Origin of the sequence: Leifsonia sp. PS1209 (genome assembly GCF_012317045.1) — a bacterium.
GTDB lineage: Bacteria > Actinomycetota > Actinomycetes > Actinomycetales > Microbacteriaceae > Leifsonia.
The window spans coordinates 1748652-1771093 of the sequence record NZ_CP051154.1 but is presented as its reverse complement, the minus strand read 5'-3'; the positions used below and the strand labels follow the sequence as shown (position 1 = coordinate 1771093).

Below are 22442 nucleotides of genomic sequence, written 5' to 3'. Positions count from 1 at the left end.
AGCGGTCAGGATTTACCGAGGAAGGCCCGTTCGCTCTCGTCCAGTCGCCGTGCGAGCGCGGCGGCCAATGCGGGATGCGCGGAGAGCCCTCCGTCGTCGTCCAGCGTCTCCTGCGCGGCCGTCCTCGCCTCCGCGATCAGTTCCCCGTCGGAGACCACGCGCAGCAGCCGCAGCGACGACCGGCCGCCGGACTGCCTGCTGCCGAGCACGTCGCCCTCGCGGCGCAGCTCCAGGTCGATGTTCGCCAGCTCGAAGCCGTCGAGCGTCGCGGCCACCGCCTCGACCCGCTCCCTGGCGAGCGTCTCCTGCTCGGCGGAGGTGACCATCAGACAGAGCCCTGGCACCCCGCCGCGGCCGACGCGGCCGCGCAGCTGGTGCAGCTGCGAGACGCCGAACCTGTCCGCGTCGAGGATGACCATCGCCGACGCGTTCGGAACATCCACCCCGACCTCGATCACGGTGGTGGCGACGATCAGGTCGAGGTCGCCTGCGGCGAACGCGCGCATGATCTCGTCCTTGGCGTCGCTGCTGAGCTTGCCGTGCAGCATCCCGATGCGCGCATCCCGGAACAGCGGGTCGGCGCGCACCCGCGCCGTGACGGATTCGACGTTGGCGATCGGGCGTACGGGGGCGCCGTCCTCGTCCTGCTCCGCCTCTTCCCCGTCGTCCTCCCTGTCTTTGCCGGTGATCGCCGGGCAGACCACGAAGACCTGTCTGCCCTTCGCGATCTCCTCCGCCGCGCGCTCCCAGATGCGCCGCTCCCAGCCCGGCCGGTCGGCCAGCGGCACCACGAAGCTCTCGATGCCCTGGCGGCCGGCGGGCAGCTGGGCGATGGTCGACACGTCCAGGTCGCCGAACACCGTCATCGCGACCGTGCGCGGGATGGGCGTCGCCGTGAGCACGAGGACGTGCGGAGGGGTGCCGCCCTTCGCCCGCAGCGCCTCGCGCTGCTCCACGCCGAACCGGTGCTGCTCGTCCACCACCACGAGCCCCAGGTCGAAGAACGTCACGGCGTCGCCGAGCAGCGCGTGCGTGCCGACCACGATGCGGGCCTGGCCGGACACCGTGCGCAGCAGCGCCTTCTTGCGCTCGGCGGTGGACAGCTGCCCGGTGAGCAGGGTCGGCATCAGGTCGGCGGAGAGGTCCGGCCCGAGCATCTTCACGATCGAGCGCAGATGCTGTCCGGCGAGCACCTCGGTCGGCGCGAGCAGCGCGGCCTGGCCGCCGGAGTCCGCGACGGCGAGCATCGCCCGCAGCGCCACCAGGGTCTTGCCGGAGCCGACCTCGCCCTGCACCAGCCGGTGCATCGGGGCGGTGTCCGCCAGGTCGCGCGCGATCTCTGCCCCGACCGTTGCCTGGTCGGCGGTGAGCTCGAACGGGAGCACGGCATCCAGCCTGTCGAGGAAGCCGCCCGTCTTCGCCGTGCGCGGGGTCGCGGCGATCGCCCGGGAGGCCGCGCGCTGCTGCAGCAGGGCGGCCTGCAGCACGAACGCCTCGTGGAACCGCAGCGTGTCGCGCGCCCGCTGCCACTGCGCGTCCTTCTCCGGACGGTGCATGTACTCGTACGCGGTCCGCAGGGCGAGCAGGCCGCGCTCGGCCACGATCCGCTGCGGCACCGGGTCCGGAACGTCGGTCAGCGCATCCAGGGCGAGCGCGACGGCCTTCTGCACCTGCCAGCTGGCAACCGTGCCGGTCGCCGGGTAGATCGGGATGGGGGTCTGCGCCCAGTTCTTCGCGGCGGCGCTGCCGGGGACGACGGCGTTCTCCGCATCCGGCTCGAACAGTTCGTAGTCCGGATGCGCCAGCTGCAGGGCGCCGCGGTAGTCGGACACCTTGCCGGCGAAGATGCCGCGGACACCGGGGACGAGCTCTTTCGCCCGCCACGCCTGGTTGAAGAAGGTGAGGGTCAGGATGCCCTCTCCGTCGGTGATCTTCACCTCGAGGATGGAGCCGCGGCGGGCGCGCATCGGGCGCTCCTGCACCCGGATGACCTCGGCCACGATGGTCACGTTCTCGTCCAGTGGCAGGTTCGCCAGCGCCGTCAGCTCGCCGCGCTTGGCGTAGCGGCGCGGATAGTGGCTCAGCAGGTCGGAGACGGTGCGCATCCCGAACGCCTTCTCGAACGCGGAAGACGTGCGCCCGCCGAGGACCCCGCTCAGCCGGGAGTCGAGACTGATCGCACCATCGACGGCCGGTGCGGAAACGGAACTCATGGTTCGATCGTATGCGCCGCGTCCGTCAGTGCCGCCAGTTCGGCCGCGACGGCCTCGTCCTCCGGCTGCTCGGCGGCGAGCCGCTGCTGGATGCGCCTGGCCTCCTGGATGCGCCCGAGCTCACGCAGGCAGCGTGCGACGGTCCACGCCGCCGCGAAGCGCTGCTCCGGCGTGCCGTAGCGCTCTGCCGCCTCCTCCGCCGCCTCGAACTCGGCGAGCGCCGACACCGGGGTGCCCTCCTCGAACAGCCGCCAGCCGCGGTTGTTGTGCAGGGCGACCGCCCAGCGCAGTGTGCGCGGGTCGTGGCTGGATGCGAGGTCGGAGAGTCCCTCCGCGGTCCAGTGCTCCGAGCGCTCCGGATCGGAGATGGCGAGCATGTGGGCCGCATCGACGGCGAGGAAGGTCTCTCCCTGGCGCCGGGCAGCACTGAGGGCCTCCTCGAACAGCGCGGTGGCCTCCGCGGTTCGTCCCGCGGAGTTGCGGAGCCGTCCGCGTTCGAGCAGCACGCGCACGGCGAGCGTGTCCGTGGCGGGGATCAGCAGGTCGAGCAGGGCGTCCGCCTCGTCGAAGCGGCGCAGCAGCCCGAGCGCGCGGGCGCGCTGGGTCTCGAGCTCTGCCCTGACCAGTTCGGGCCGGTCGGGCTCTGCCGCCGCTGCGGCGAACCGGTCGGCAGAGGCGACAGGGTCGTCGAAGTTCCAGATGGCGTCGAGTTCTGCCTGTTCCAGGCGATCTACCATCCCTCCATCTTGGCCGCCCTGCCGTCGCTGACGCTAGGCTCGAATTGCCATGACACGTATCGTCGCCGGATTCGCCGGCTCGCTCAGCCTGCAGGTGCCGAAGAGCGGAACCCGCCCGACGAGCGACAGGGTGCGCGAGGCGATCTTCTCCGCGCTCGACGCGCGCGACGCCGTGCACGGCGCCCGGGTGCTCGACCTGTACGCCGGATCGGGCGCGCTCGGCCTGGAGGCCGCGAGCAGAGGCGCGACGCACGTCACGCTGGTGGAGAGGAACGCGGACGCCGCCCAGGTCTGCCGCAGGAACGCGCAGTCGGTCGCGAAAGCCGCGCCGCGTTATGCGGTCCCCGTCATCGAGGTGCGCGGCGCGGCCGTGCAGAGCTACCTCGCCGGGGCCGGCTCGACCTACGACCTCGTGTTCATCGACCCTCCATACGAGGTGGACGACGCCGAGCTGCTCGCCGTGCTCACCGCTCTCGTGCCGCGCCTCGCCCCGCACGCCACGGTGTGCGTCGAGCGCAGCACCCGCACGCCGGAGCCGACCATGCCGGACGGCCTCGTGATCGAGCGCCGCAAGGACTACGGCGACACGGCGCTGTACTGGCTCGAACGCGACTGACGCTACAGACGCCGGTCGTGACCGACCTCGATCTCGCGCCGCTCAGCCCGCGTTGCCGTCCCAGCCCTCGTACGGGTCCCAGCCGCCGCGCGCGTCGAACGGCCGGCCGCCCACCAGCAGGCCGTCGCCCTCCCGCACCGTGCCGATCGCGCGGAAACCGCCCGGCAGCTCCGTCCCGGCCGGGAACGTCGCGAGGAGCCCGTGGTCCTCTCCCCCGGTGAGCGCGGCCTGCACATCGCCGCCGAGCGCTGCAGGGTCGATGTCGAGCGCCACGCCGCTCGCCAGTGCGACTCTGCGGGCGTCGAGCGCCAGCCCGTCGCTCAGGTCGAGCATGGCGGTGGCGCCCGCGACGGCGGCGAGCGGCCCATCCTGGATCGGCGGCTCCGGACGCAGCTGGGCGGCCACCGCATCCGGATGCTCGCGCAGCACCTCATCGAAGCGCGCCCTGTCCGGCTCCCCCGTCTCGTCGACCGCCCGCTCGAACAAGAGGCGCAGCCCGGTCCCTGCACGCCCGAGCGCTCCGGACACCGCCAGCACGTCGCCGGCGCGCGCTCCGCTGCGCAGCACGGGGTCCCGGCCCTCCAGGTCGCCGAACGCGGTCACGGCGATGGTGAACGTGTCCGAGGCGGAGAGATCCCCGCCGACCACGCCGCATCCGGGGGCGAGGGAAGCGCAGGCGTCGCGGAACCCGTCGGCGACGCGTTCCAGGTCGTGGACGGGCGTTGCGGACGGCGCGGCGATGGCGACGACCATCGCGGTGGGCACGGCCCCCATCGCCGCTACGTCGGAGAGGTTGGTCGCCGCGGCCTTCCAGCCGAGGTCGTACGGCGTCGACCAGGCCAGCCGGAAGTCCGGGCCGTGCACCATCATGTCCGTCGTCACCACGTACCGGCCGTCCGGAGCCGCGATCACGGCGGCGTCGTCGCCGGGCCCGACGATGGTGGCCGCGGACTCCGGCAGCCGGGGGAAGATCCGCTTCAGAGTCTCCACCTCGGACACCTCGCCGATGGTCGCTCCCGCGGTTCCGCTCCCAGACATCGTCATGCATCAAACGGTAGCCTGAAACGGATGTCCACCCGTCACCGCGCCCAGCGTCGCACAGCAGCCCTCCTCACCATCGTCCTCGGCGCAGGCATCGCCCTCGCCGGGTGCGCGCCGATCGTCTCGCTCCAGCCGGCGGCCGACGCCAACGATCCCGGATGCGCGGAGGTCAGCGTCCGCCTGCCGGACAGCGTCGGCGGCAAGGCGGAGCGTCAGACCGACGCGCAGGCCACCGGCGCCTGGGGCGACCCGACCGCCGTGCTGCTGCGCTGCGGCGTGCCGCCGATCGGCCCGACCACCAAGCCGTGCGTCTCGGTGAACGGCGTCGACTGGGTGCTGATGACCGAACCGGATGCGAAGACGATCGTCTACCAGACGTTCGGCCGCACCCCGGCCACGGAGGTCGTCATCGACCACGTCGCCGGCGTCTCGGACGCGTCGGTGCTCCCCGAGTTCGCGAGCGCCATCCAGACCATCAAGCAGACCAGCAAGTGCCTGTCGACGCTCGACACGTCGCTCACCCCGGCGCCGACACCGACCCCGACGCCGACTCCGACGCGCTAGACGACGGCTCTCGGGTGAGCGCAGTCTGCCCGTCGGCGTGGATGCGCCTCGCACAATCGACGGCGGGCTCGACGCGGCGAATGCGCCAGTCCAGACTCATGATGTCCAGTTCCCGGACGTGGTCGGCGAGACCGAGCGGGAGGCCGAGCAGCACCCGCAACGCCTCCCAGGCCGTCAGGTTCCCCACCAGACCGGACACCGGCGCGATGCTCCCGCCGGCGTCGCTCCTCCCCTTGAGCGTCGTCATCGAGAGCCGACGGTGGTCGTCTCGTGTCGCGTCCCGGATACAGCTCCAGCAGACTGTCTTGCCCGGCACGACCGTCACGCCCGGAGAACCGAGGTTTCCGCCGTACGCTCCGCCGACGATGTGAGGGATGCCGGACACCTGCGCGCACTCGGCGACGATGTCGGACAGTGCGAACGGATCGGGCTCGTCTCCGCAGCTGATGACGAGGTCGGCGCCATCGACGAGGTCGGCGAGATCGGACGTCGACTCGACCGACCGCCGGTGCCCAGACACCACGATGCCGTCGGTGATGTCGCCGAGGCGATCGCGCGCGGCGTCGATCTTCGCTGTACCGACCTGCACGGTCGAATACAGCGGCTGTCGGTTGAGGTTCGACAGCTCGACGACATCGGGGTCCACGATGTCGAGCCGACCGACCCCGGCCATCGCCAACGACTGGAGCACCCACGATCCGACACCACCGATACCGACGATGACCACCCTCGCATCGCCGAGTCTGTCCTGCAGGGCTCGCGGCGATGCGGGGAGCTGCGGGAAGGTCGCGATCATCTCCTCGAAAAGCAGTCCCTGGCGGGAGTGGCGGGCATCGCCCGCCCACCGCTCACCACGGCCGAGGAGTCGCTCGTCTCTCAGCACGTCGAGACATGCATCGACCGCGTTCGCGCTGTCGGGGAATTCCGCGACGGCTGTCCGAAGCTCGGCGATGGAACGCGTGCCGTCGATCAGCGGGATCAGCGCGATGACCGCATCCGTTGCCTGGAACTCCTTGACGCGCAGATCGCTCACTGAGATGAACTGAACCGTCTGGTCACGACGGAAGGCGAGGACGCTGCTCCGGAGCCGAGGGTGACTGTGCGATTCATCCATGACAACCTCCTGCATCTGTCGACGACCTACTGCGCGGCCAGAGCGACAACGGGGTCGACCGCACTCGCCCTTCTGGCCGGGCCGATCGAGGCCGTCACGAGGAAGACGACGGTGACCACCGCGATCGCCAGCCAGGCGCCCGGCTCGAACGCCGGGGCAAGACTCACCCCGAGAGAACCCGCGATGACCTTGGTCAAGAGCGCACCTGCGAGCTGACCGAGGCAGAGACCGACGGCAAGAGAGGCGAGCGACACACCGATCGCGTCCCACAGCACGAGCCCGGCGACCCCGCGCCGTGTCGCCCCGACAGCGCGAAGGGCGCCGAACTCGGCCTGCCTCTGATAGACGGAGAAGGCCATGACACCGGCGATTCCGATGGACCCGAGGCCGAAGGCGATGAGGACAACCGCGAAGGCGGACGCCGAATACGCACCGAGTTCGCTGGTCGCCCGCTCCCGCATCGCGGCCGCCGTGATGACCGTGAGCCCAGGGACGTCGCCGAGCTCGTCCGCGACCGCGTCCCGTACCTCCACGGGATGGGCACCCTCGGCGACCGAGGCGTTCCAGCCCGTCTGACCTGACATCCCCAGTGCTCGGGCGATCGGGAGCGGAACGACCACCTGCGTCCCCGTGACCAGCGAATCGAACGTCCCGACGACAGCCAGGCGTTTGGACGCCGTTCCTCGCGTCAGTGTGACTTCGGAACCGACGCCGGCACCGCTGGATGCCGCCAGCGCAGCAGGCAGGACGATCCCGCCCGACTTCTCCAGGGCGGCCGGCGTGGTGTGGTCGTCTCCGGCGTTCCACGGGAGCTGCGCCGTCTGGAAATAGGTGGCCGGATCCACTCCGAGCACGCTGACCGCCGCGGTCTCGCCGTCCGGGCCGGAGAAGGTCGCCCGGTCGGCGATGGTGCCGGAGACGATTCGCACGCCGCTGACGCCCGCGATCCTCTCCGTCGCCTGCGCATCCAGGGGTACCGTCGACGTGACCTGCACGTCGGCCCCGAACTGGCGGGAGATCTGCACAGACATCGCCGTGCTGATTGCCGAGACCCCGATCACAAGCGCGAGGCCGAGACACGCGATGGAGGCGGTCATCGCCGAGATCATGCCCAATGGGTTCGTCTGTTGCAGGCGTCGCGCGGACGCGCGCGCCGACCAGGTCGGCAGCCCGGGCATCCTGGCCAGCAGACGTAGAGCGACCGGCGCCAGGAGCATGGATGCGGCGATCAGGCCCACGAGCGAGGCGATGGTGAGCGCGTCGTGATCGACGAACAGCGTCGCCACCGTCGGTGCCAGCACCGCGACCACGACAAGGAATCGACTCCAGCCGGTCATGCGGCGCCCACGATCCTGCGTGATCGTGGAGATCGGCGGGCGGCGCACCACCGACACGATCGACCTGCACGCCCCGGCCAGACCGGCAACGAGTCCTGTCGCGAACGCGATCGCGACCTGCCAGGGACGCACCTCCATCGGTGGAATCGGCAAGCCGTTGCTGGAGGTCAGGAGCAGGTTGAGCACCGCGCTCACTCCGAACCCCGCACCGATTCCGACAATGGAGCACACCACGCTGAGCATGGTCGCCTCAGCAAGCACGCGTCGCCCAAGCCACCCGCCCGAAGCGCCGACGGTGCGCATGACCGCGTATGTACTGTCCCGCGCCCGGATGGCTGCTCCGAGCGCGACGGCGATCAGGATCGCGGCAACGCCCATCGTCACGGCGGACGCCAGCACGAGGACCAGCGTGATCGTCGACAGGAGGGGTCCGAAAGCAGACGTGACGGCCGAGGTGTCCTGGAGCACCAGCCCGGGCGGGAGCTTCGCCGCGTTCGTCGCTTTCCAGTCGTCGGCAGAGCCAGAGAACGTGAGGTCCACTCTCGTGACCTGCGCCGGGAGGTCGAAGATATCCTGGGCCGTCGGCAGGCTGACGAAGATGTTCTCGTAGGCGAGCACTCCGAGGCTTCGGGGGTCGGCGATCCCGACCACCTCCAGGACGCGCCGTCCCGTCGTGGCCGCGAGCGCGATGTCGTCTCCGACCGTGACGCCGAGGCGCTCCGCAATATCCGACGGGAGCAGTACTTCTTCGCTTCCCTCCCGTGGGAGCCTGCCCTGCGAGGCGAGCCGGCTGATCGCCTCGTTGAGATCGGTCGAATATCCCGTGACTGTCAGATCGCTGCGCGACCCCCTCGCGCCCTCGACGGACGACCCCCGGCTGAGCGTGGTGACAGCCAGCCCGACTCCTGGCAGCTCCGCGACGGCGGCGGCGTCCTCTTCAGGGACGGCCGCCCCCGGGGTGCTCGACACGATTCCGGCTTGCCCGATTCCGCCGAGCGCGTCGACGCCCGCCGAGAGGGTCGCTCCGACGGACAAGGAGGTGAGGAGGGTGCCGAAGAGCAGCGCAACGCCTGCCGTCAACGCCGACGCTGCGACTGCGTACCGGCGCCCCTCAGCGAAGAGCTGACGCAAGCCACGAGCGAACATGTTCACCCCGCTCGACGTCGGAACGGCCGGCAGTGGCCCTGTCATGGCTCAGCTCGTCGACGATGACGCCGTCTCTGAGCGCGATGACACGATCGGCGAACCCCGCCGCCCGCAGGTCGTGGGTCACCAGGACGCCGCAGCGGACCTCGGAGGCATCGAGTCCGGTACGCAGGAGATTCAGGATGATGTCGCTGTTCTTCGTGTCGAGGTTTCCTGTCGGCTCGTCGGCGAGGAGGACGTCCGGTCGTCCGAAGATCGCCCGGCCGAACGCGACCCGCTGACGCTGCCCTCCGGAGAGCAGGTTCGGCATGCGCTTGGCGTGGTCGACGAGATCGAGTTCCGCGAGCACATCGAGCGCGCGCGGGAACCACTCCGCCCGCTTCGCGTTCGCGACGATCGCCGTGAGCGCCACGTTCTCAACGACGGTCATGGTGGGGACGAGGTGGAACGACTGGAACACGAAGCCGACATGGTCGCGGCGGAACACCGTCCTCTGCCGTTCGGTCTGCGCCGTCACGTCACGTCCAGCGAACGAGATCGTTCCGCTCGTCGCAGTGTCGAGGCCGCCGATGAGCTGGAGAAGCGTGGACTTGCCCGACCCGGACGGGCCGACGATGGCTACGAGTTCGCGTTCATGGACCGTGAGGTCCACTCCGCGGAGCGCCGCGATCTCGTTTCCGCCGGAGTCCGTATACACCCGGGTGAGCCCCCGCACGGCGAGAATCTCCTGCGCACCTGCGATCACGACGCCACCGCCGGACGTTCCGGCTGCATCCGATCGAACTCGTACCACATCTCCCACTCGCCGAATTCGCCATCGAGCAGCGTCGACTCGATGACCGTCCACAGCCTGGCGAGCGCGCTCGCGTCGTCCGTGCTCGTCCGGGGTGCGGGAATCGGCCCGTGATACTCGAGTTGGTAGTGCCCGTCGGCGGAGGAGCGCAGAGTGATGGGCACCATGGGCGCCCCCGCTGCGCGGCTGATGAGAACGGGTCCGAGCGGAGCGTTCACCGTTGTTCCGAGGAAAGGCACCCGCCGATGGTGTTTGTCCACCCCGCGAGGGTCCAGCTCTGGGAAGAGGGAGAAGGCCCGACCGGACCGGAGAACGCCCAGGGCTCGCCGGAAGGTGGACTCGGATCCCAGCTGATGCGCGTCGATGTCGAGTGAGGGGAATGCGAACCGGTGGAGCGCGTCGAAGTTCATCCGGTTGAACACGAGGCTGACCGGCATGTGGTGCGCCATCAACGGACCGATCGGGTAGGACGGCCCGACGTGAAGTGGAAGCGCCAGCACACCGTGACCAAGGCTCTGGGCACGGCGGAGATTGTCCAGGCCCGTAACCGTCACGACCCGATCGAAGAGGGCGTCCGGCTCATTCAGCCAGAGACAGAGGAACGTCGAGTCGAATTGCAGCCGCGGCCCGTAGACGGAGAAACGCCGCGCCTGTTCCGCCTTGTCGAGGCCGTCGAGAGCCGGCGCCTGATCCATGAACGCCACCGTGCGCTCGTAGATGGCGTCCGGGTGTTCCGCAGGAGGGACGTCCTCCAGGTAGGAAGCCTGGGCGTAGTCCGAGAGCTCGGACATCAACGCCCACGCCCGTTCGGGTCCGGCTGCCTTCAGCGAAGCGAAGAGAGCCGGATGGTCCGGAAGCTCGAAGATGTTGAAAAGCGGCATGGCCATGCTGGCGGGATCCCTTCATCGACGCCGATTGTCAGAGAGCGGACGGCGTGAGTGCGGCGGCGATCACCGCCGCACTCAGACGAGTCAGCTGCACATGCACTGGCTGCCACAGGCGAGCGTCGCTCCGGCCTGCAGGTCGATGTCCTTGACCTTCTCCACGGGAATCACCTCCTCACTGAATCGATGCCCACGACTGGGCGTTGATTCAGTGTTCCGAGGTTAGGTCTGCAATGTCAATCAATGCATTTCTTAGTCTGACATTACATACAGGTATTTATGTTGCGCGCGAGTCGCTCAGGCTGCGGCGCGCGCCAGCGCGACGTCGATCAGCTCGGTGATCAGCGCCGGGTATGCGAGGCCGGACTCCTGCCAGCAGCGCGGGAACATCGAGATCGGCGTGAAGCCGGGCATGGTGTTGATCTCGTTGATGACGAAACCGTCTGCGGTGAGGAAGAAGTCGACGCGGGCGAGGCCCTCTCCCCCGATGGCGTCGAACGCCTTCGCCCCGAGCGCCTGCATGGTGGCGAGCTCGTCGGCGGTCAGGTCGGCCGGGCAGACCAGGTCGATGCCGGGCGCATCCAGGTATTTGGCCTCGAAGTCGTAGAAGTCGCGGCCGGTGACCACGATCTCGCCGGCGACGGAGGCGCGGGTCGCCTGTCCGGGGCGTCCGCCCAGCACCGCGATCTCCACCTCGCGGCCGACCAGGCCGGACTCGATGAGCACCCGGTCGTCCTCGGCCAGCGCCGTCTCGATCGCCGCGTCGAGCTGCGACCAGTCGGAGACCTTGCTGACGCCGACGCTCGAACCGGCGCGCGCCGGCTTCACGAACGCGGGGAGCCCCAGCTCCTCCGCCGTCCTGCGCACCGCATCCTTGTCGGTGCGCCACTCGTACGCGGAGACCGTGCGCCACGGCGCCACGGGGATGCCCGCCTGCTGCAGCACGGTCTTCGTGAAGTGCTTGTCCATCCCGAGCGAGCTGGCCAGCACGCCGCTGCCGACGTACGGCAGGTCGACGAGCTCCAGCATCCCCTGGATGGTGCCGTCCTCTCCCCACGGGCCGTGCAGGATCGGGAACACCAGGTCGATGTCGCCGAGCGAGCGCGTCTGGCCGCCTTCCGTCACCGTCAGCTCGCGCGTGACGGCGCTCTCCGGCCAGTGGATGCGCGTTCCGTTGTCCTCGACGGCCGGCAGCTTCTCCGCGTTCAGCGCGAACAGCGCCGCGTCGTCCGGCTGCAGGGTGAACGCACCGTCGCGGGTGATGCCGACGGGGATGACCTCGTAGCGGTCGCGGTCAATCGCGCCGAGCACTCCCGCCGCCGTTGCGCAGCTGATCGAATGCTCGCTTGAACGCCCCCCGAAGAGAAGCACGACCGCGATTCGGTCCGTCATCCGTTGTCCTTTCACCCTGGGGTTCGTCCGAATCGGTGGTGAGATGCGGCGCGATGTCTTTCGGATCGAGCGTACCGGCAAGCACCTGGCTCACCTGGCGCACGATGGGCATGTCCACGCCGCGGGCCTCCGCCAGCGTCAGGATGGGGGCGACGGACGCCAGACCTTCGGCGGTCTGGTTCATCTGCTTCACGACGTCGTTGAAGCTGTAGCCCTGGCCGAGCAGGCGGCCGGCGGTGTTGTTGCGGCTGAGCGACGACTCGCAGGTGGCGATGAGGTCGCCGAGACCGGCGAGGCCGGACAGCGTGACGGCCTCTGCGCCATATGCCACGGCGAAGTCCGTCATCTCCACCAGCCCGCGGGTGATGATCGACGCCTTGGTGTTCTCGCCGTAGCCGACACCGTCGACGATGCCGATGGCGACGGCGATCAGGTTCTTGAGCACGCCGCCGAACTCGGTGCCGATCACGTCGGTGTTCACGAAGCTGCGGAAGTAGCGGTTGGTGGCGGCCATCGCCACCGCCTGCGCCGTCTCGAGGCTCACCGACGACACGACAGCGGCCGTCGGCTGCTCGCGCGCGATCTCGAGCGCGAGGTTGGGACCGGAGGCCACGGCGATGCGCTCCTGCTCGATCGGCAGCCCCTGGGCGATCACCTCGCTCATCCGGAGGCCTGTGCCCTTCTCGACGCCCTTCATCAGGCTGACGACGATGGTCGACGGGCCGAGGTACGGCGCGATGGCCTCCAGGTTGGAGCGCAGGGTCTGGCTCGGGATGGAGACGAAGACGAGTTCCGCATCCCGCATCGCATCGGACAGCTTGGACGTGGCCTTGAGGTTGCGCGGAAGGTTGATGCCCTCGAGGTAGTCGCTGTTGCGCTTCACCTCGTTGATCTCGCGCGCCAACTCCGGACGGCGCGCCCAGAGGGTCACGTCGGAGCCGCCGTCCGCGAGGATCTTCGCGAACGTCGTCCCCCAGCTGCCTGCGCCGAGGACGGCGATCCTGCGGGGGGCGACGACGGGGCGTCTGCCAGCGCTAGCCTTCAAAACGGCCGGTCTCCTTCTGGTCGTGCTCGGCGGGGTTCCACCGGACTGCAGGCGCCTTCTCGCCGCGGAGGTCTTCCAGCAGCGCAGTGATGGCGTCCATGATGACGGCGGTCGCTTCGTTCAGCGTCGCCGCGTCGAGGTTGCGGCCTCGGAAAGCGGACAGGTCGACGGGGTCGCCGATCTTGACCTCGATGGTCTTGCGCGGGAAGAAGCTGATCTTCTTGCCGTAGCGCGCCATCACGTGCTGGGTCCCCCAGTGCGCGACGGGGATCACCGGCAGGTCGTTCTCGAGCGCCATCCGCGCAGCGCCCGTCTTGCCGCGCATCGGCCACAGGTCGGGATCGCGGGTGAGCGAGCCCTCCGGGTAGATGATGACGATGCGGCCGTCCCGCACGATCTCCTTGGCCGCCGTGAGCGGCGCTGAGCCGCGGGTCGACCCGGCGCGCTCGACCGGCACCTGACCGGACTTGCGCAGGAACCAGCCGACCACCGGGATGCGGAACAGGCTCCCCTTGGCGAGGAACCGCGGCATCCTGCCGAGCTTCCAGGAGACCATCCCGACCATCACCGGGTCGATCTCGCTGTAGTGGTTCGGCGCGACGACGTACGCACCGCGGCGCGGCAGCTTGTCGCCGTCCTGGATGCGGAACCGCACCGCGATGCTCATGATCGGGATGACGATCCCCGCGAGCACCCAGAAGATCGAGGGCCTGCTCGTCTCCTTGCGCGGGAGCTTCACGGGTGTGCTCGGTCGATCGGTTGCCGGGTTCTGCTCTGAAGAGGGTCGGGACACCCCTCCATTATCCTTCGAGAACGAAGTCGGCTCCCAGCAGCTGCAGCTTGGTGATGAAGTTCTCGTAGCCGCGGCTGATGATCCCGACGTTGCTGACGGTCGAGCGTCCCTCGGCCGTGAGCGCGGCGATCAGGTGGCTGAAGCCTCCGCGCAGGTCGGGAACCTCGATGTCCGCACCCTTCAGGTCGGTCGGTCCCATGATGACCGCCGAGTGGTTGAAGTTGCGCTGACCGAAGCGGCACGGGTGCCCGCCGAGGCACTCCTTGTGGATCTGGATCTTCGCACCCATGTCGATCAGGGCGTCGACGAAGCCGAAGCGCTGCTCGTACACGGTCTCGTGGACGATCGAGACGCCCTTCGCCTTGGTGAGGGCGATGACGAGCGGCTGCTGCCAGTCGGTCATGAAGCCGGGGTGCACGTCCGTCTCGATGACGACGGGCTTGAGCTCGCCTCCCGGGTGGAAGAACCGGATGCCGTCGTCGTGGATCTCGAACGCGCCGCCGACCTTGCGGAAGACGTTGAGGAAGGTGAGCATCTCCGGCTGGCGGGCTCCGCCGACGTAGATGTCCCCGCCAGTGGCGAGCGCCGCGGCGGCCCAGCTGGCTGCCTCGTTGCGGTCGAACAGCGCGGTGTGGCTGTATCCGACGAGCTTCTTGACGCCCTCGATGCGGATGACGCGGTCGGTGTCGACCGTGATGATCGCACCCATCTTCTGCAGGATGTTGATGAGATCCATGATCTCCGGCTCGATCGCAGCACCCTTGAGCTCGGTGATGCCCTCGGCACGGACGGCCGTGAGCAGCACCTGCTCCGTGGCGCCGACGCTCGGGTACGGCAGCTCGAGCTTGGCTCCGTGCAGGCCGTTCGGGGCGGTCATCCTGATGCCGGTGGGCAGCTTGTCGACGATGGCGCCGAACTTGCGCAGCACTTCGAGGTGGTAGTCGATCGGGCGGTCGCCGATGCGGCAGCCGCCGAGGTCGGGGATGAACGCCTCGCCGAGGCGGTGCAGCAGCGGCCCGCAGAACAGGATCGGGATGCGGCTGGAGCCGGCGTGCGCGTCGATGTCCGCCATGTGGGCGGACTCGACGGCGCTCGGGTCGAGGAGCAGTTCGCCCTCGTCCGTTCCGTCGGTGACCTTGACGCCGTGGATCTCGAGCAGGCCGCGCACGACCCGGACATCGCTGATGTCCGGGACGTCGCGCAGCACGCTCGGACCCTCACCCAGGAGGGCGGCGACCATCGCCTTGGTGACGAGGTTCTTCGCGCCCTTCAGCTCGATCCTGCCGCGGAGCGGGATGCCCCCGTTGATCGTGATGCGGTCGCCCTTGAGGCCGACGCGCGCTCCTGCTGCCTGAGCGTCCTGAAGAAGTGAGTTCAAAGTTTCACCGGTAACGTTTTGGGCCGCCAGCTCTCGCGGCGGGCTTCGTATTCTGAAATGCGCGCCTCGTCGCGCAGGGTCAGAGCGATGTCGTCCAACCCTTCGAGCAAACGCCACCTAGTGTAATCGTCGATGTCGAAAGACACCTGGACTTCACCGACGCTCGCAGTCTTGGCAACCAGATCCACCGTCGCGGCTATTCCCGGCTGGGCCTCGATGGCCTGCCAGAGACGCTCGGCGTCCTCCTCCGTGATCTGCCCGGCGAGCAGTCCCTGCTTGCCGGCGTTGCCACGGAAGATGTCGGCGAACCGGGGGCTGAGCACGGCCGCGAAGCCGTAGTCGCGCAGCGCCCAGACGGCGTGCTCGCGCGACGAGCCCGTGCCGAAGTCTGCCCCGGCGATCAGGACGCGCGCTCCCTGGTATGCGGGCTGGTTGAGAATGAACTCAGGATCCTGCCGCCAGGCGTGGAACAGCGCGTCGTCGAAGCCCGTCTTGGTGACGCGCTTGAGGAACACCGCGGGGATGATCTGGTCGGTGTCGACGTTGGAGCGGCGGAACGGGACGGCGACGCCCTCGATCGTTGAGATCTTTTCCATCAGGCGCCCACCTTCTCTCCTGCGCGCGTATCCGAGCCGTCACGGCCCGGCGTGTCGTCACCATCGTCGTGCTCGAGGTCCCACGGGCTGGACAGCGTCCCGCGGATCGCGGTCGCTGCGGCGACCAGCGGGGACACCAGGTGGGTGCGCCCTCCCTTGCCCTGCCTGCCCTCGAAGTTGCGGTTGGAGGTGGATGCGCAGCGCTCGCCGGGAGCGAGCTGGTCCGGGTTCATGCCGAGGCACATTGAGCACCCGGCGAACCGCCACTCCGCGCCGAACTCCTCGACGATCTTGTCGATGCCCTCCGCCTCGGCCTCGATGCGCACGCGGGCGCTGCCAGGCACGACCATGACGCGCACGCCGTCGGCCTTCTTGCGACCCTTGATGACGGAGGCGAAGGCGCGGAGGTCTTCGATGCGGCTGTTGGTGCAGGAGCCCATGAAGACCGCATCCACCGGGATGCTCTTCATCGGCGTGCCCGCTGCGAGATCCATATACTCCAGGGCCCGCTCGGCCGCGGCGCGCTGGTTGGCATCCTCGATGGTCGCGGGGTCTGGCACGTTCTGGCTGAGCGAGACGCCCTGGCCGGGGTTGGTGCCCCAGGTGACGAACGGCTCGATCTCCGCGGCGTCGAGGTAGACCTCGGCGTCGAAGACGGCGTCGTCGTCGGTGGCGAGCGTCTCCCAGTACGCGACGGCGTCGTCCCAGTCCTGGCCGGACGGCGCGTGCGGGCGGCCCTTGAGGTAGGCGTACGTCGTCTCGTCCGGCGCGACCATCCCCGCCCGGGCGCCGGCCTCGATCGACATGTTGCAGATGGTCATCCTGCCCTCCATCGAGAGCGCGCGGATGGCACTGCCGCGGTATTCGAGCACGTAGCCCTGCCCGCCGCCGGTGCCGATCTTGGCGATGACCGCCAGGATGATGTCTTTGGCCGTCACGCCGGGGCGCAGGTCGCCCTCGACGGTGATCGCCATCGTCTTGAACGCCTTCAGCGGCAGCGTCTGCGTCGCCATGACGTGCTCGACCTCGCTGGTGCCGATGCCGAACGCCATCGCGCCGAACGCGCCGTGGGTCGAGGTGTGCGAGTCTCCGCAGACCACCGTGATGCCGGGCATGGTGAGCCCGAGCTGCGGTCCGACGACGTGCACGATGCCCTGCTCCAGGTCGCCGAGCGAGTGCAGCCGGACGCCGAACTCCTCGGCGTTCTTGCGGAGCGTCTCGATCTGGGTGCGGCTGGTGAGGTCGGCGATCGGCTTGTCGATGCCGATGGTCGGGGTGTTGTGGTCTTCCGTGGCGATGGTGAGATCGGGCCGGCGCACCGGGCGCCCTGCCATCCGGAGGCCGTCGAAGGCCTGCGGGCTGGTCACCTCGTGCACGAGGTGCAGGTCGATGTAGATCAGGTCGGGCGAACCGTCTTCGCCCTTGACGACCAGGTGGTCACGCCAGACCTTCTCTGCGAGAGTCAGTCCACGTTCGGAATCGGTACTCATGATGCTCAAGAACTCCTTAGCTTGCTTCCGGATCAGCCGACGACGAACTCCGCGACGAGGGAGGCCTGAAGGATCTAGGACTCGTCGCGGCAGCTAAGGAGGAGCAGACCGTGAAACACGTTGTCAGGTTATCACCGGATGGCGGGTGCTTCCGTCAGGCGAGCTCGACGCGCACCGCGTACCGGCCGAGGTGCACGGTCTCGCCGTGCGCGAGCGGCGCAGGCTCCCCCGGCGTCAGCTCGCGTTCCCGCTTCCCGTCCGCCACGACGACGACGCCGTTGGTCGAGTGCGCGTCCGTCACCGTCAGCGTGTCGCCGTGCGCCTCGAAGGCGGCGTGCGTCTTCGAGACGCTCGCGGCCGGGTCGTCGACGGCGACCAGTTCGGCGTCCGTCCACGCCCCGAACGTCACCGGGTTCCTGCCGACCAGCACGGTGCCCGTGACAGGCACGGCGCGGCCGCCCGGCAGCAGCAGCCGCCACTGGCGGGCAGGCGCCGCCGCGGTCGGAGCCTGGGCGGCGGCGGGCGGAGCGAACACCGGGAGCGAACGCTCGCGCGACGGCACCCGCACCGTCTCCGTCCCCGTGTCGTGACGGGGTGGGATGAGGTGCGGCGGCGGCACGATGAAGTCGGGCGAATCCACGCAGCCACTATAGGGGAGCTACGCGCTGCCCTTCTTCCCCCTGCTGCCCTTCCCCCTGCCGTCCTTCGCCGCGCGGCGGTAGCGGAACGCGGCCAGGCGCGACCGCAGCCCGCCCGCGGACGAGCGCGCGTCGCCGATGGCGGCGTCGGAGGCGCGCCAGACCGCATCCACTCTGTCCGTGCTGACCTCCGAGCCGTCGAACACGGCGGCGTCGACGTCGCGGGCCAGCGTGGCGAGGCCGCCCTGCGGCACGCGCAGGTTCTGCTCTCCGCTCTGCGCTTCGAGCGCGGCGGCGGCCTGCAGCCTGGTCGCGTTGCGCGGCACGCTGAGGCCGAGCTCGTCGTAGCCGTCGGCGAGCTCGTCCCACGCGCCCGCCGCCCGGCGGTCGGGCGGTCCGGTCGTCAGCCTGCGCCTGCGCCTGCGCCGTTTGAGGGCGGCGACGATGAGCAGCGGCACGAAGTACAGCACCAGCGGAATGACCACGATGCCGCCGACCACCCACGCCCACGCGGGGATCGCGAAGCCGGTCGCCGACTTCTTGCGCTCGTTGTCCTTCGTCTTCACCGGGGTGAGCAGGTCCTGTGCCTTGGGGTCGGCGGGCGGAGGCTGGCGCACCTGCGGCTGCGGTTCGAGCTTCGGCTTGGTGGTCTGGTTCTTGGGCGCGTCCGTCTTGGTGGGCGTCGGGAAGAACGGCACCCAGCCCACGCCGTCGAACGCGACCTCGTCCCACGCCGTCACATCGTTGCCGGTGACCGTCGTCGGCTTGCCGTCGACCACCTTCGGGGCGAAGCCCATCACGACCCTCGTCGGGTAGCCGAGGCGCCTGGCCATCAGGGCGAACGCGCTGGAGTACTGCTCCTGGTCGCCGACCATCGGCGATTTGGCGAACAGGTCGGTCATCCTGTCCGCGCCCTCCCCTGCCCGCGACGGAACAGGATCGGAGGCGCGGCCGTGGCTGAGGTAGCCGAGCGTCTTGAGCGAGCGCTCCAGGTTCCGCAGCTTCTGGATGGCCGTGGTCGCCGACCCCGCGTACTCCTCCGCCTTCGCGGACACGATGTCCGGCACGTTGGTGACGGGAGGCAGTTCGAGCCTGGCCGGGGCGACCTTGGCGAGCGCCTTGTCGCTCGGGATCTTCTGCGCGGTGGCGTCGACGCTGTAGCGGAGGCCGTCCTTCACCCCGCTGGTCACGGCGGTCGTGCCGGTCGCGGTGTTGACGCGGACCGTCGTGGACGGGTCCGTGCCCTGATACGCGTCGAAGCCGAGCTTGGTCAGGTAGCCGACCGTCGGCAGCCAGACGTCCGAGTACTCCTGGATGTCGATGGTCGCGGTGCTCGTCGAGCCCGGGGTGAACAGCCGGGGCTCCGGGATCGTGCTGCCGAGGAGTTCGAAGCTGCCGGACGCATCCGGGCTGTCCTTCGGGTCGGTGAGCGTCCAGACCACGCCGTCGTAGCTGTCCATCGTGGCGAGCCGGATGACCTGGCCGGAGGTCAGGCCGTCGACCGTGAACAGCTCGGTCTTCTGCAGATCCTTCGTGTACTGGCGGAACCCGGCGAGCGGGCTCGGGTAGTCGAGGGGGTCGAACGGCGGCGTGACCTCCTGGCGCAGCACGAACCGGGATGCGGGGGGCGGCGCGAGCGCCGAGCCGGCCAGCGCGCCGACCACCACGGCTCCGAGCACCACGGACCCGACCCCGACGATCCTGCGGCGGCGCAGTCCGGGGTCGGCGACGACCTCGACGGCGGCGGAGCGTGCCCGCCGCCAGGCGAGCCAGAGGAGCGTGATGGCCGCGAACGCGACGCCGCGAACGGCGGCGAGGTACGCATCCACGGTCCCCAGCAGGATGCCGGCGACGAACAGGGCGAGCGGGCCGGCCACGAGCACGGCGGCGCGGCCGACGCCGCGTCCCCCGCGCGCCCTCGCGCGCGGCAGCCAGCGCACGGCGAGCGAGACGGACACCAGGGTCACCAGCCAGCCGGCGACGTACGGCACGACGGCGACGTACGGCGGCGCTTCCAGCGGCGCCTGCAGGGTGACGGCGTCGCTCCAGCCGAACACCGCGCCGATGACGAGGCCGGACAGGCTGTCGAGCGACGGGAGGACGCCCAGGGTGGCGGAGCCCGGCATCGCGAGCGGCGTGCCGAACAGGAAGTACGCAGCGAGAGCGACGGCGACGGTGAGCGGCACGGACAGCCGGAAGAGCCGGCAGAGCACCGCGGCGGCTGTTCCGACGACCAGGCCGCCGAATGCCGCCGTGACGAAGGAGAAGTGGCCGAACGCCGGCTCGAAGCCGAGCACGGCGATGGCGCTCAGCACCACGACGACGGCGACGTCGATCCAGGTCGTCGCCGAAAGCCGGTCGATGGTCGTCGTGCGCGTCATCGGCCTGCCCTCTTCAGCAGGGCCGGAAGTTCGCTCAGGGTCGAGACGGTCGCGAGCATCATGCCGCCGAGCCTGCTCAGCCGCGGCTCGCCCGCGACGTCGACGCGCACGCCGACGGTCTCGGTGTCCGTGCCGTAGAGGCTCGCCGCCGCCCGGATCTGCGCGGGGTCGAGCTGCGAGCCGACCACCATGACGACCAGGCTCGGGGAGGCCAGGCGCATGGTCGACCGGCGGACGAAGTCGCGCAGGCTGTCGTGCATCCCGTCGACCGGCTGGATGCGGCACGAGTCGTCGAGCAGAGCCGTCGGCGTCTCGACGCGCATCGCCTTCTGCTGCCACACCGCATCGATCTCCGTCTCCTCGCGGATCACCTGGCAGCCGATGGAGGCGAGCACGGAGACGCCCAGCTCGAACTCGTCATCGTCGGCGAAGTGCGAGCGCTCGGCGTCGAACACCAGCAGGAGCTGCGACCGGCGCGTCTCCTGATACTGCCGCACCATCAGCTGGCCGGTGCGCGCCGACGTGCGCCAGTGCACGTTGCGGATGTCGTCGCCCGGCTCGTAGGTGCGCAGCGCGTGGAAGGCGAGGTCGCTGTCGGTGATGACCTTGGTGGTCTGACCCTCGAGGTCGCGCACCAGCCCGCGGGCGGTGGCGGCGAGCCTAGTCGTCTTCGGGTGCACGAACAGCTCGACCTGCTCCGTCCACTCCGTGGTGCGGCGCAGCAGCCCGAGCTGGTCGCCGCGGACGGAGAGCGCAGGACCGGCGAGGATCAGGGCGCGGCGCGCGGTCGGGACGGCGAACAGCTCCTCGCTCTCCTCCCCGGCGGCGAGCCTCGGCACCATGAACTCGGCGACGCCGGCTCCGACGGGCAGCTCCATCCTGGTCGGCAGCACCGGCTTCGATCCCGAGTTCCGCACGACCATGCGGCCGAGTGCTCTGTCGCCCGCCACCACGCGGCGCGGGTTCAGCTCGATCGCCACGTCGTAGGTGGAGCGGCCGAACACGAAGCCGACCGCGATCAGAAAGGCCGCGAACAGCGTCGCCCCGAGGAAGGCGAACTCCGCCCAGCCGAGCAGCAGGAGCAGCAGCAGGGAGACCGCGGCTCCCCCGAGCACGATCCAGCCGAACGTGCTCACCACCCCGAGCACCGGCGCCAGCCATCCGGTGACGGCCCGCCAGGCCGGATGGATGCGGCGGCCGAGCGCACCGAACGTGCCGCGCACAGCGTCGCCCAGCTGCCCGGCCGCGATACCGGCCTGGGACAGCGGGCGCGCCCGTCTGCGGCGCCCGGTGGGTGCTGGGGTGTCCGTCGTCATCAGGCCGCTCGGTAGGCGGGCGGGGTGGCTTCGGCGATGGCGCGCGACACGATGTCCTCGGCCGTCACGCCGGCGAACTCGGACTCCGGGTCGACGATCACGCGGTGCGCGAGCACAGGGAGGGCGAGCTCCCGGACGTCGTCGGGTGTCACGTACGTGCGCCCGGCCGAGATCGCCCAGGTCTTGGCCGCACGGGCGAGCGCGAGGGCGCCGCGGATGCTGACGCCGAGGGCGGAGTCCTTGTCGGCGCGGGTCGCCGAGACGATCTCACTCAGGTAGCCCATCACCGCCGCGTCGGTGTGCACGTCGGAGGCGAGCTGCGCGAGCGCCGTCACGGAGTCCGAGGCGATGATCGGCCGCACGCCCGCCGCCCGCGAGCGGTTCGAGGAGTCGAGCAGCAGGTTCACCGTGGTCTCGTGGTCCGGGTAGCCGAGCGACGTCTTGATCAGGAAGCGGTCGAGCTGCGCCTCCGGCAGCGAGTACGTTCCCGCCTGCTCCACCGGGTTCTGCGTGGCGATCACCACGAACGGCGCCCCGACGGGATGCCCGACGCCGTCGACCGTGACGACGCCCTCCTCCATCACCTCGAGTAGGGCGGACTGGGTCTTCGGGCTCGCCCTGTTGATCTCGTCCGCGAGCACGACCGAGGCGAAGATCGGGCCGGGGTGGAACTCGAACCGGCCGTTGCTCTGGTCGTAGATCGTCACGCCCGTCACGTCGGACGGCAGCAGGTCCGGCGTGAACTGGATGCGCGACTGCGTCCCCTCGATGGTGTTCGCGAGCGCCTTCGCCAGCACGGTCTTCCCCGTGCCAGGCACGTCCTCGAGCAGCACGTGCCCTCCGGAGAGCATCGCCGTGATGACGAGCCGGATGCTGTGCTCCTTGCCGAGGATCGCCTTGTCGACGTTCGCCACCAGCTGGGAGAAGGCGCCGGCGAACCAGTCTGCCTGTTCCTGCGTTACTGCCAC

At 69.8% G+C, this 22442-nt stretch carries 19 protein-coding genes; 2 read left to right on the top strand and 17 right to left on the bottom strand.

All coding sequences use genetic code 11. The features are described from left to right. Nucleotides 1–5: 5 nt before the first annotated feature. Together HF024_RS08360 and HF024_RS08355 are read right to left on the bottom strand one after the other, a co-directional pair. Complete coding sequence (locus HF024_RS08360) at nucleotides 6–2213, bottom strand: ATP-dependent DNA helicase RecG (RefSeq protein ID WP_168689262.1); 2208 nt, start codon at nucleotides 2211–2213, stop codon at nucleotides 6–8. Then, nucleotides 2210–2950, bottom strand: a complete 741-nt coding sequence (locus tag HF024_RS08355) for a hypothetical protein (RefSeq protein WP_179150835.1) — start codon at nucleotides 2948–2950, stop codon at nucleotides 2210–2212. The genes HF024_RS08360 and HF024_RS08355 overlap by 4 nt, the downstream gene beginning before the upstream one ends. Before the next feature lie 49 nt (nucleotides 2951–2999). Here HF024_RS08355 and rsmD point away from each other — a divergent pair, with 49 nt between their 5' ends. Then, complete coding sequence (gene rsmD, locus HF024_RS08350; protein ID WP_085370356.1) at nucleotides 3000–3566, top strand: 16S rRNA (guanine(966)-N(2))-methyltransferase RsmD; 567 nt, start codon at nucleotides 3000–3002, stop codon at nucleotides 3564–3566. Between the two features lie 42 nt (nucleotides 3567–3608). Here the strand turns inward: rsmD and thiL are convergent, their stop codons facing one another. Further along, nucleotides 3609–4610 (bottom strand): thiamine-phosphate kinase, encoded by a 1002-nt coding sequence (gene thiL, locus HF024_RS08345; RefSeq protein ID WP_085370354.1) that lies wholly within the window; start codon nucleotides 4608–4610, stop codon nucleotides 3609–3611. A gap of 24 nt (nucleotides 4611–4634) precedes the next feature. Here thiL and HF024_RS08340 point away from each other — a divergent pair, with 24 nt between their 5' ends. After that, nucleotides 4635–5171 carry a DUF3515 family protein gene (locus HF024_RS08340; protein WP_168689261.1) on the top strand — a complete coding sequence of 179 codons (537 nt, stop codon included), beginning with the start codon at nucleotides 4635–4637 and terminating at the stop codon, nucleotides 5169–5171. On the opposite strand, the gene HF024_RS08335 is transcribed toward HF024_RS08340, so the two are convergent. The 14 genes from HF024_RS08335 to HF024_RS08270 all read right to left on the bottom strand — a co-directional run bounded on the left by HF024_RS08335 (nucleotide 5125) and on the right by HF024_RS08270 (nucleotide 22442). Beyond that, nucleotides 5125–6204: a ThiF family adenylyltransferase gene (locus HF024_RS08335; protein WP_168689260.1), complete on the bottom strand. Its 1080-nt coding sequence runs from the start codon at nucleotides 6202–6204 to the stop codon at nucleotides 5125–5127. The two genes, HF024_RS08340 and HF024_RS08335, sit on opposite strands and share 47 nt — an antisense overlap. Before the next feature lie 107 nt (nucleotides 6205–6311). Next, the gene (locus tag HF024_RS08330; protein ID WP_168689259.1) at nucleotides 6312–8702 is read right to left on the bottom strand and encodes an FtsX-like permease family protein; all 2391 of its coding nucleotides are present in this window, start codon (nucleotides 8700–8702) and stop codon (nucleotides 6312–6314) included. Nucleotides 8703–8733: 31 nt separating this feature from the next. After that, nucleotides 8734–9513, bottom strand: a complete 780-nt coding sequence (locus HF024_RS08325; RefSeq protein WP_168689258.1) for an ABC transporter ATP-binding protein — start codon at nucleotides 9511–9513, stop codon at nucleotides 8734–8736. Continuing rightward, complete coding sequence (locus HF024_RS08320; protein ID WP_168689257.1) at nucleotides 9510–10448, bottom strand: lysophospholipid acyltransferase family protein; 939 nt, start codon at nucleotides 10446–10448, stop codon at nucleotides 9510–9512. Before HF024_RS08320 ends, HF024_RS08325 begins: the two co-directional genes overlap by 4 nt. Nucleotides 10449–10742: 294 nt before the next feature. Then, nucleotides 10743–11837: a D-alanine--D-alanine ligase family protein gene (locus HF024_RS08315; protein WP_085370345.1), complete on the bottom strand. Its 1095-nt coding sequence runs from the start codon at nucleotides 11835–11837 to the stop codon at nucleotides 10743–10745. Beyond that, a complete protein-coding gene (locus tag HF024_RS08310) occupies nucleotides 11740–12882 on the bottom strand; it encodes an NAD(P)H-dependent glycerol-3-phosphate dehydrogenase (protein ID WP_168689256.1) in 1143 nt (380 codons plus the stop codon). Before HF024_RS08310 ends, HF024_RS08315 begins: the two co-directional genes overlap by 98 nt. Next, on the bottom strand, nucleotides 12872–13621 hold the full coding sequence (locus HF024_RS08305; protein ID WP_247597368.1) for a lysophospholipid acyltransferase family protein: 750 nt from the start codon (nucleotides 13619–13621) through the stop codon (nucleotides 12872–12874). The genes HF024_RS08310 and HF024_RS08305 overlap by 11 nt, the downstream gene beginning before the upstream one ends. A 61-nt stretch (nucleotides 13622–13682) precedes the next feature. Then, nucleotides 13683–15053 carry a UDP-N-acetylglucosamine 1-carboxyvinyltransferase gene (gene murA / locus HF024_RS08300; protein WP_085370341.1) on the bottom strand — a complete coding sequence of 457 codons (1371 nt, stop codon included), beginning with the start codon at nucleotides 15051–15053 and terminating at the stop codon, nucleotides 13683–13685. Then, on the bottom strand, nucleotides 15050–15649 hold the full coding sequence (gene leuD / locus HF024_RS08295) for a 3-isopropylmalate dehydratase small subunit (RefSeq protein ID WP_085370339.1): 600 nt from the start codon (nucleotides 15647–15649) through the stop codon (nucleotides 15050–15052). Before leuD ends, murA begins: the two co-directional genes overlap by 4 nt. Further along, a complete protein-coding gene (leuC, locus tag HF024_RS08290) occupies nucleotides 15649–17139 on the bottom strand; it encodes a 3-isopropylmalate dehydratase large subunit (protein ID WP_168689255.1) in 1491 nt (496 codons plus the stop codon). The genes leuD and leuC overlap by 1 nt, the downstream gene beginning before the upstream one ends. A gap of 154 nt (nucleotides 17140–17293) precedes the next feature. Continuing rightward, nucleotides 17294–17779: an FHA domain-containing protein gene (locus HF024_RS08285; RefSeq protein ID WP_168689254.1), complete on the bottom strand. Its 486-nt coding sequence runs from the start codon at nucleotides 17777–17779 to the stop codon at nucleotides 17294–17296. Nucleotides 17780–17797: 18 nt separating this feature from the next. Next, complete coding sequence (locus HF024_RS08280; protein ID WP_168689253.1) at nucleotides 17798–20158, bottom strand: transglutaminase-like domain-containing protein; 2361 nt, start codon at nucleotides 20156–20158, stop codon at nucleotides 17798–17800. After that, the gene (locus HF024_RS08275) at nucleotides 20155–21474 is read right to left on the bottom strand and encodes a DUF58 domain-containing protein (protein ID WP_085370333.1); all 1320 of its coding nucleotides are present in this window, start codon (nucleotides 21472–21474) and stop codon (nucleotides 20155–20157) included. The genes HF024_RS08280 and HF024_RS08275 overlap by 4 nt, the downstream gene beginning before the upstream one ends. Next, the gene (locus HF024_RS08270) at nucleotides 21474–22442 is read right to left on the bottom strand and encodes a MoxR family ATPase (protein WP_085370331.1); all 969 of its coding nucleotides are present in this window, start codon (nucleotides 22440–22442) and stop codon (nucleotides 21474–21476) included. Before HF024_RS08270 ends, HF024_RS08275 begins: the two co-directional genes overlap by 1 nt.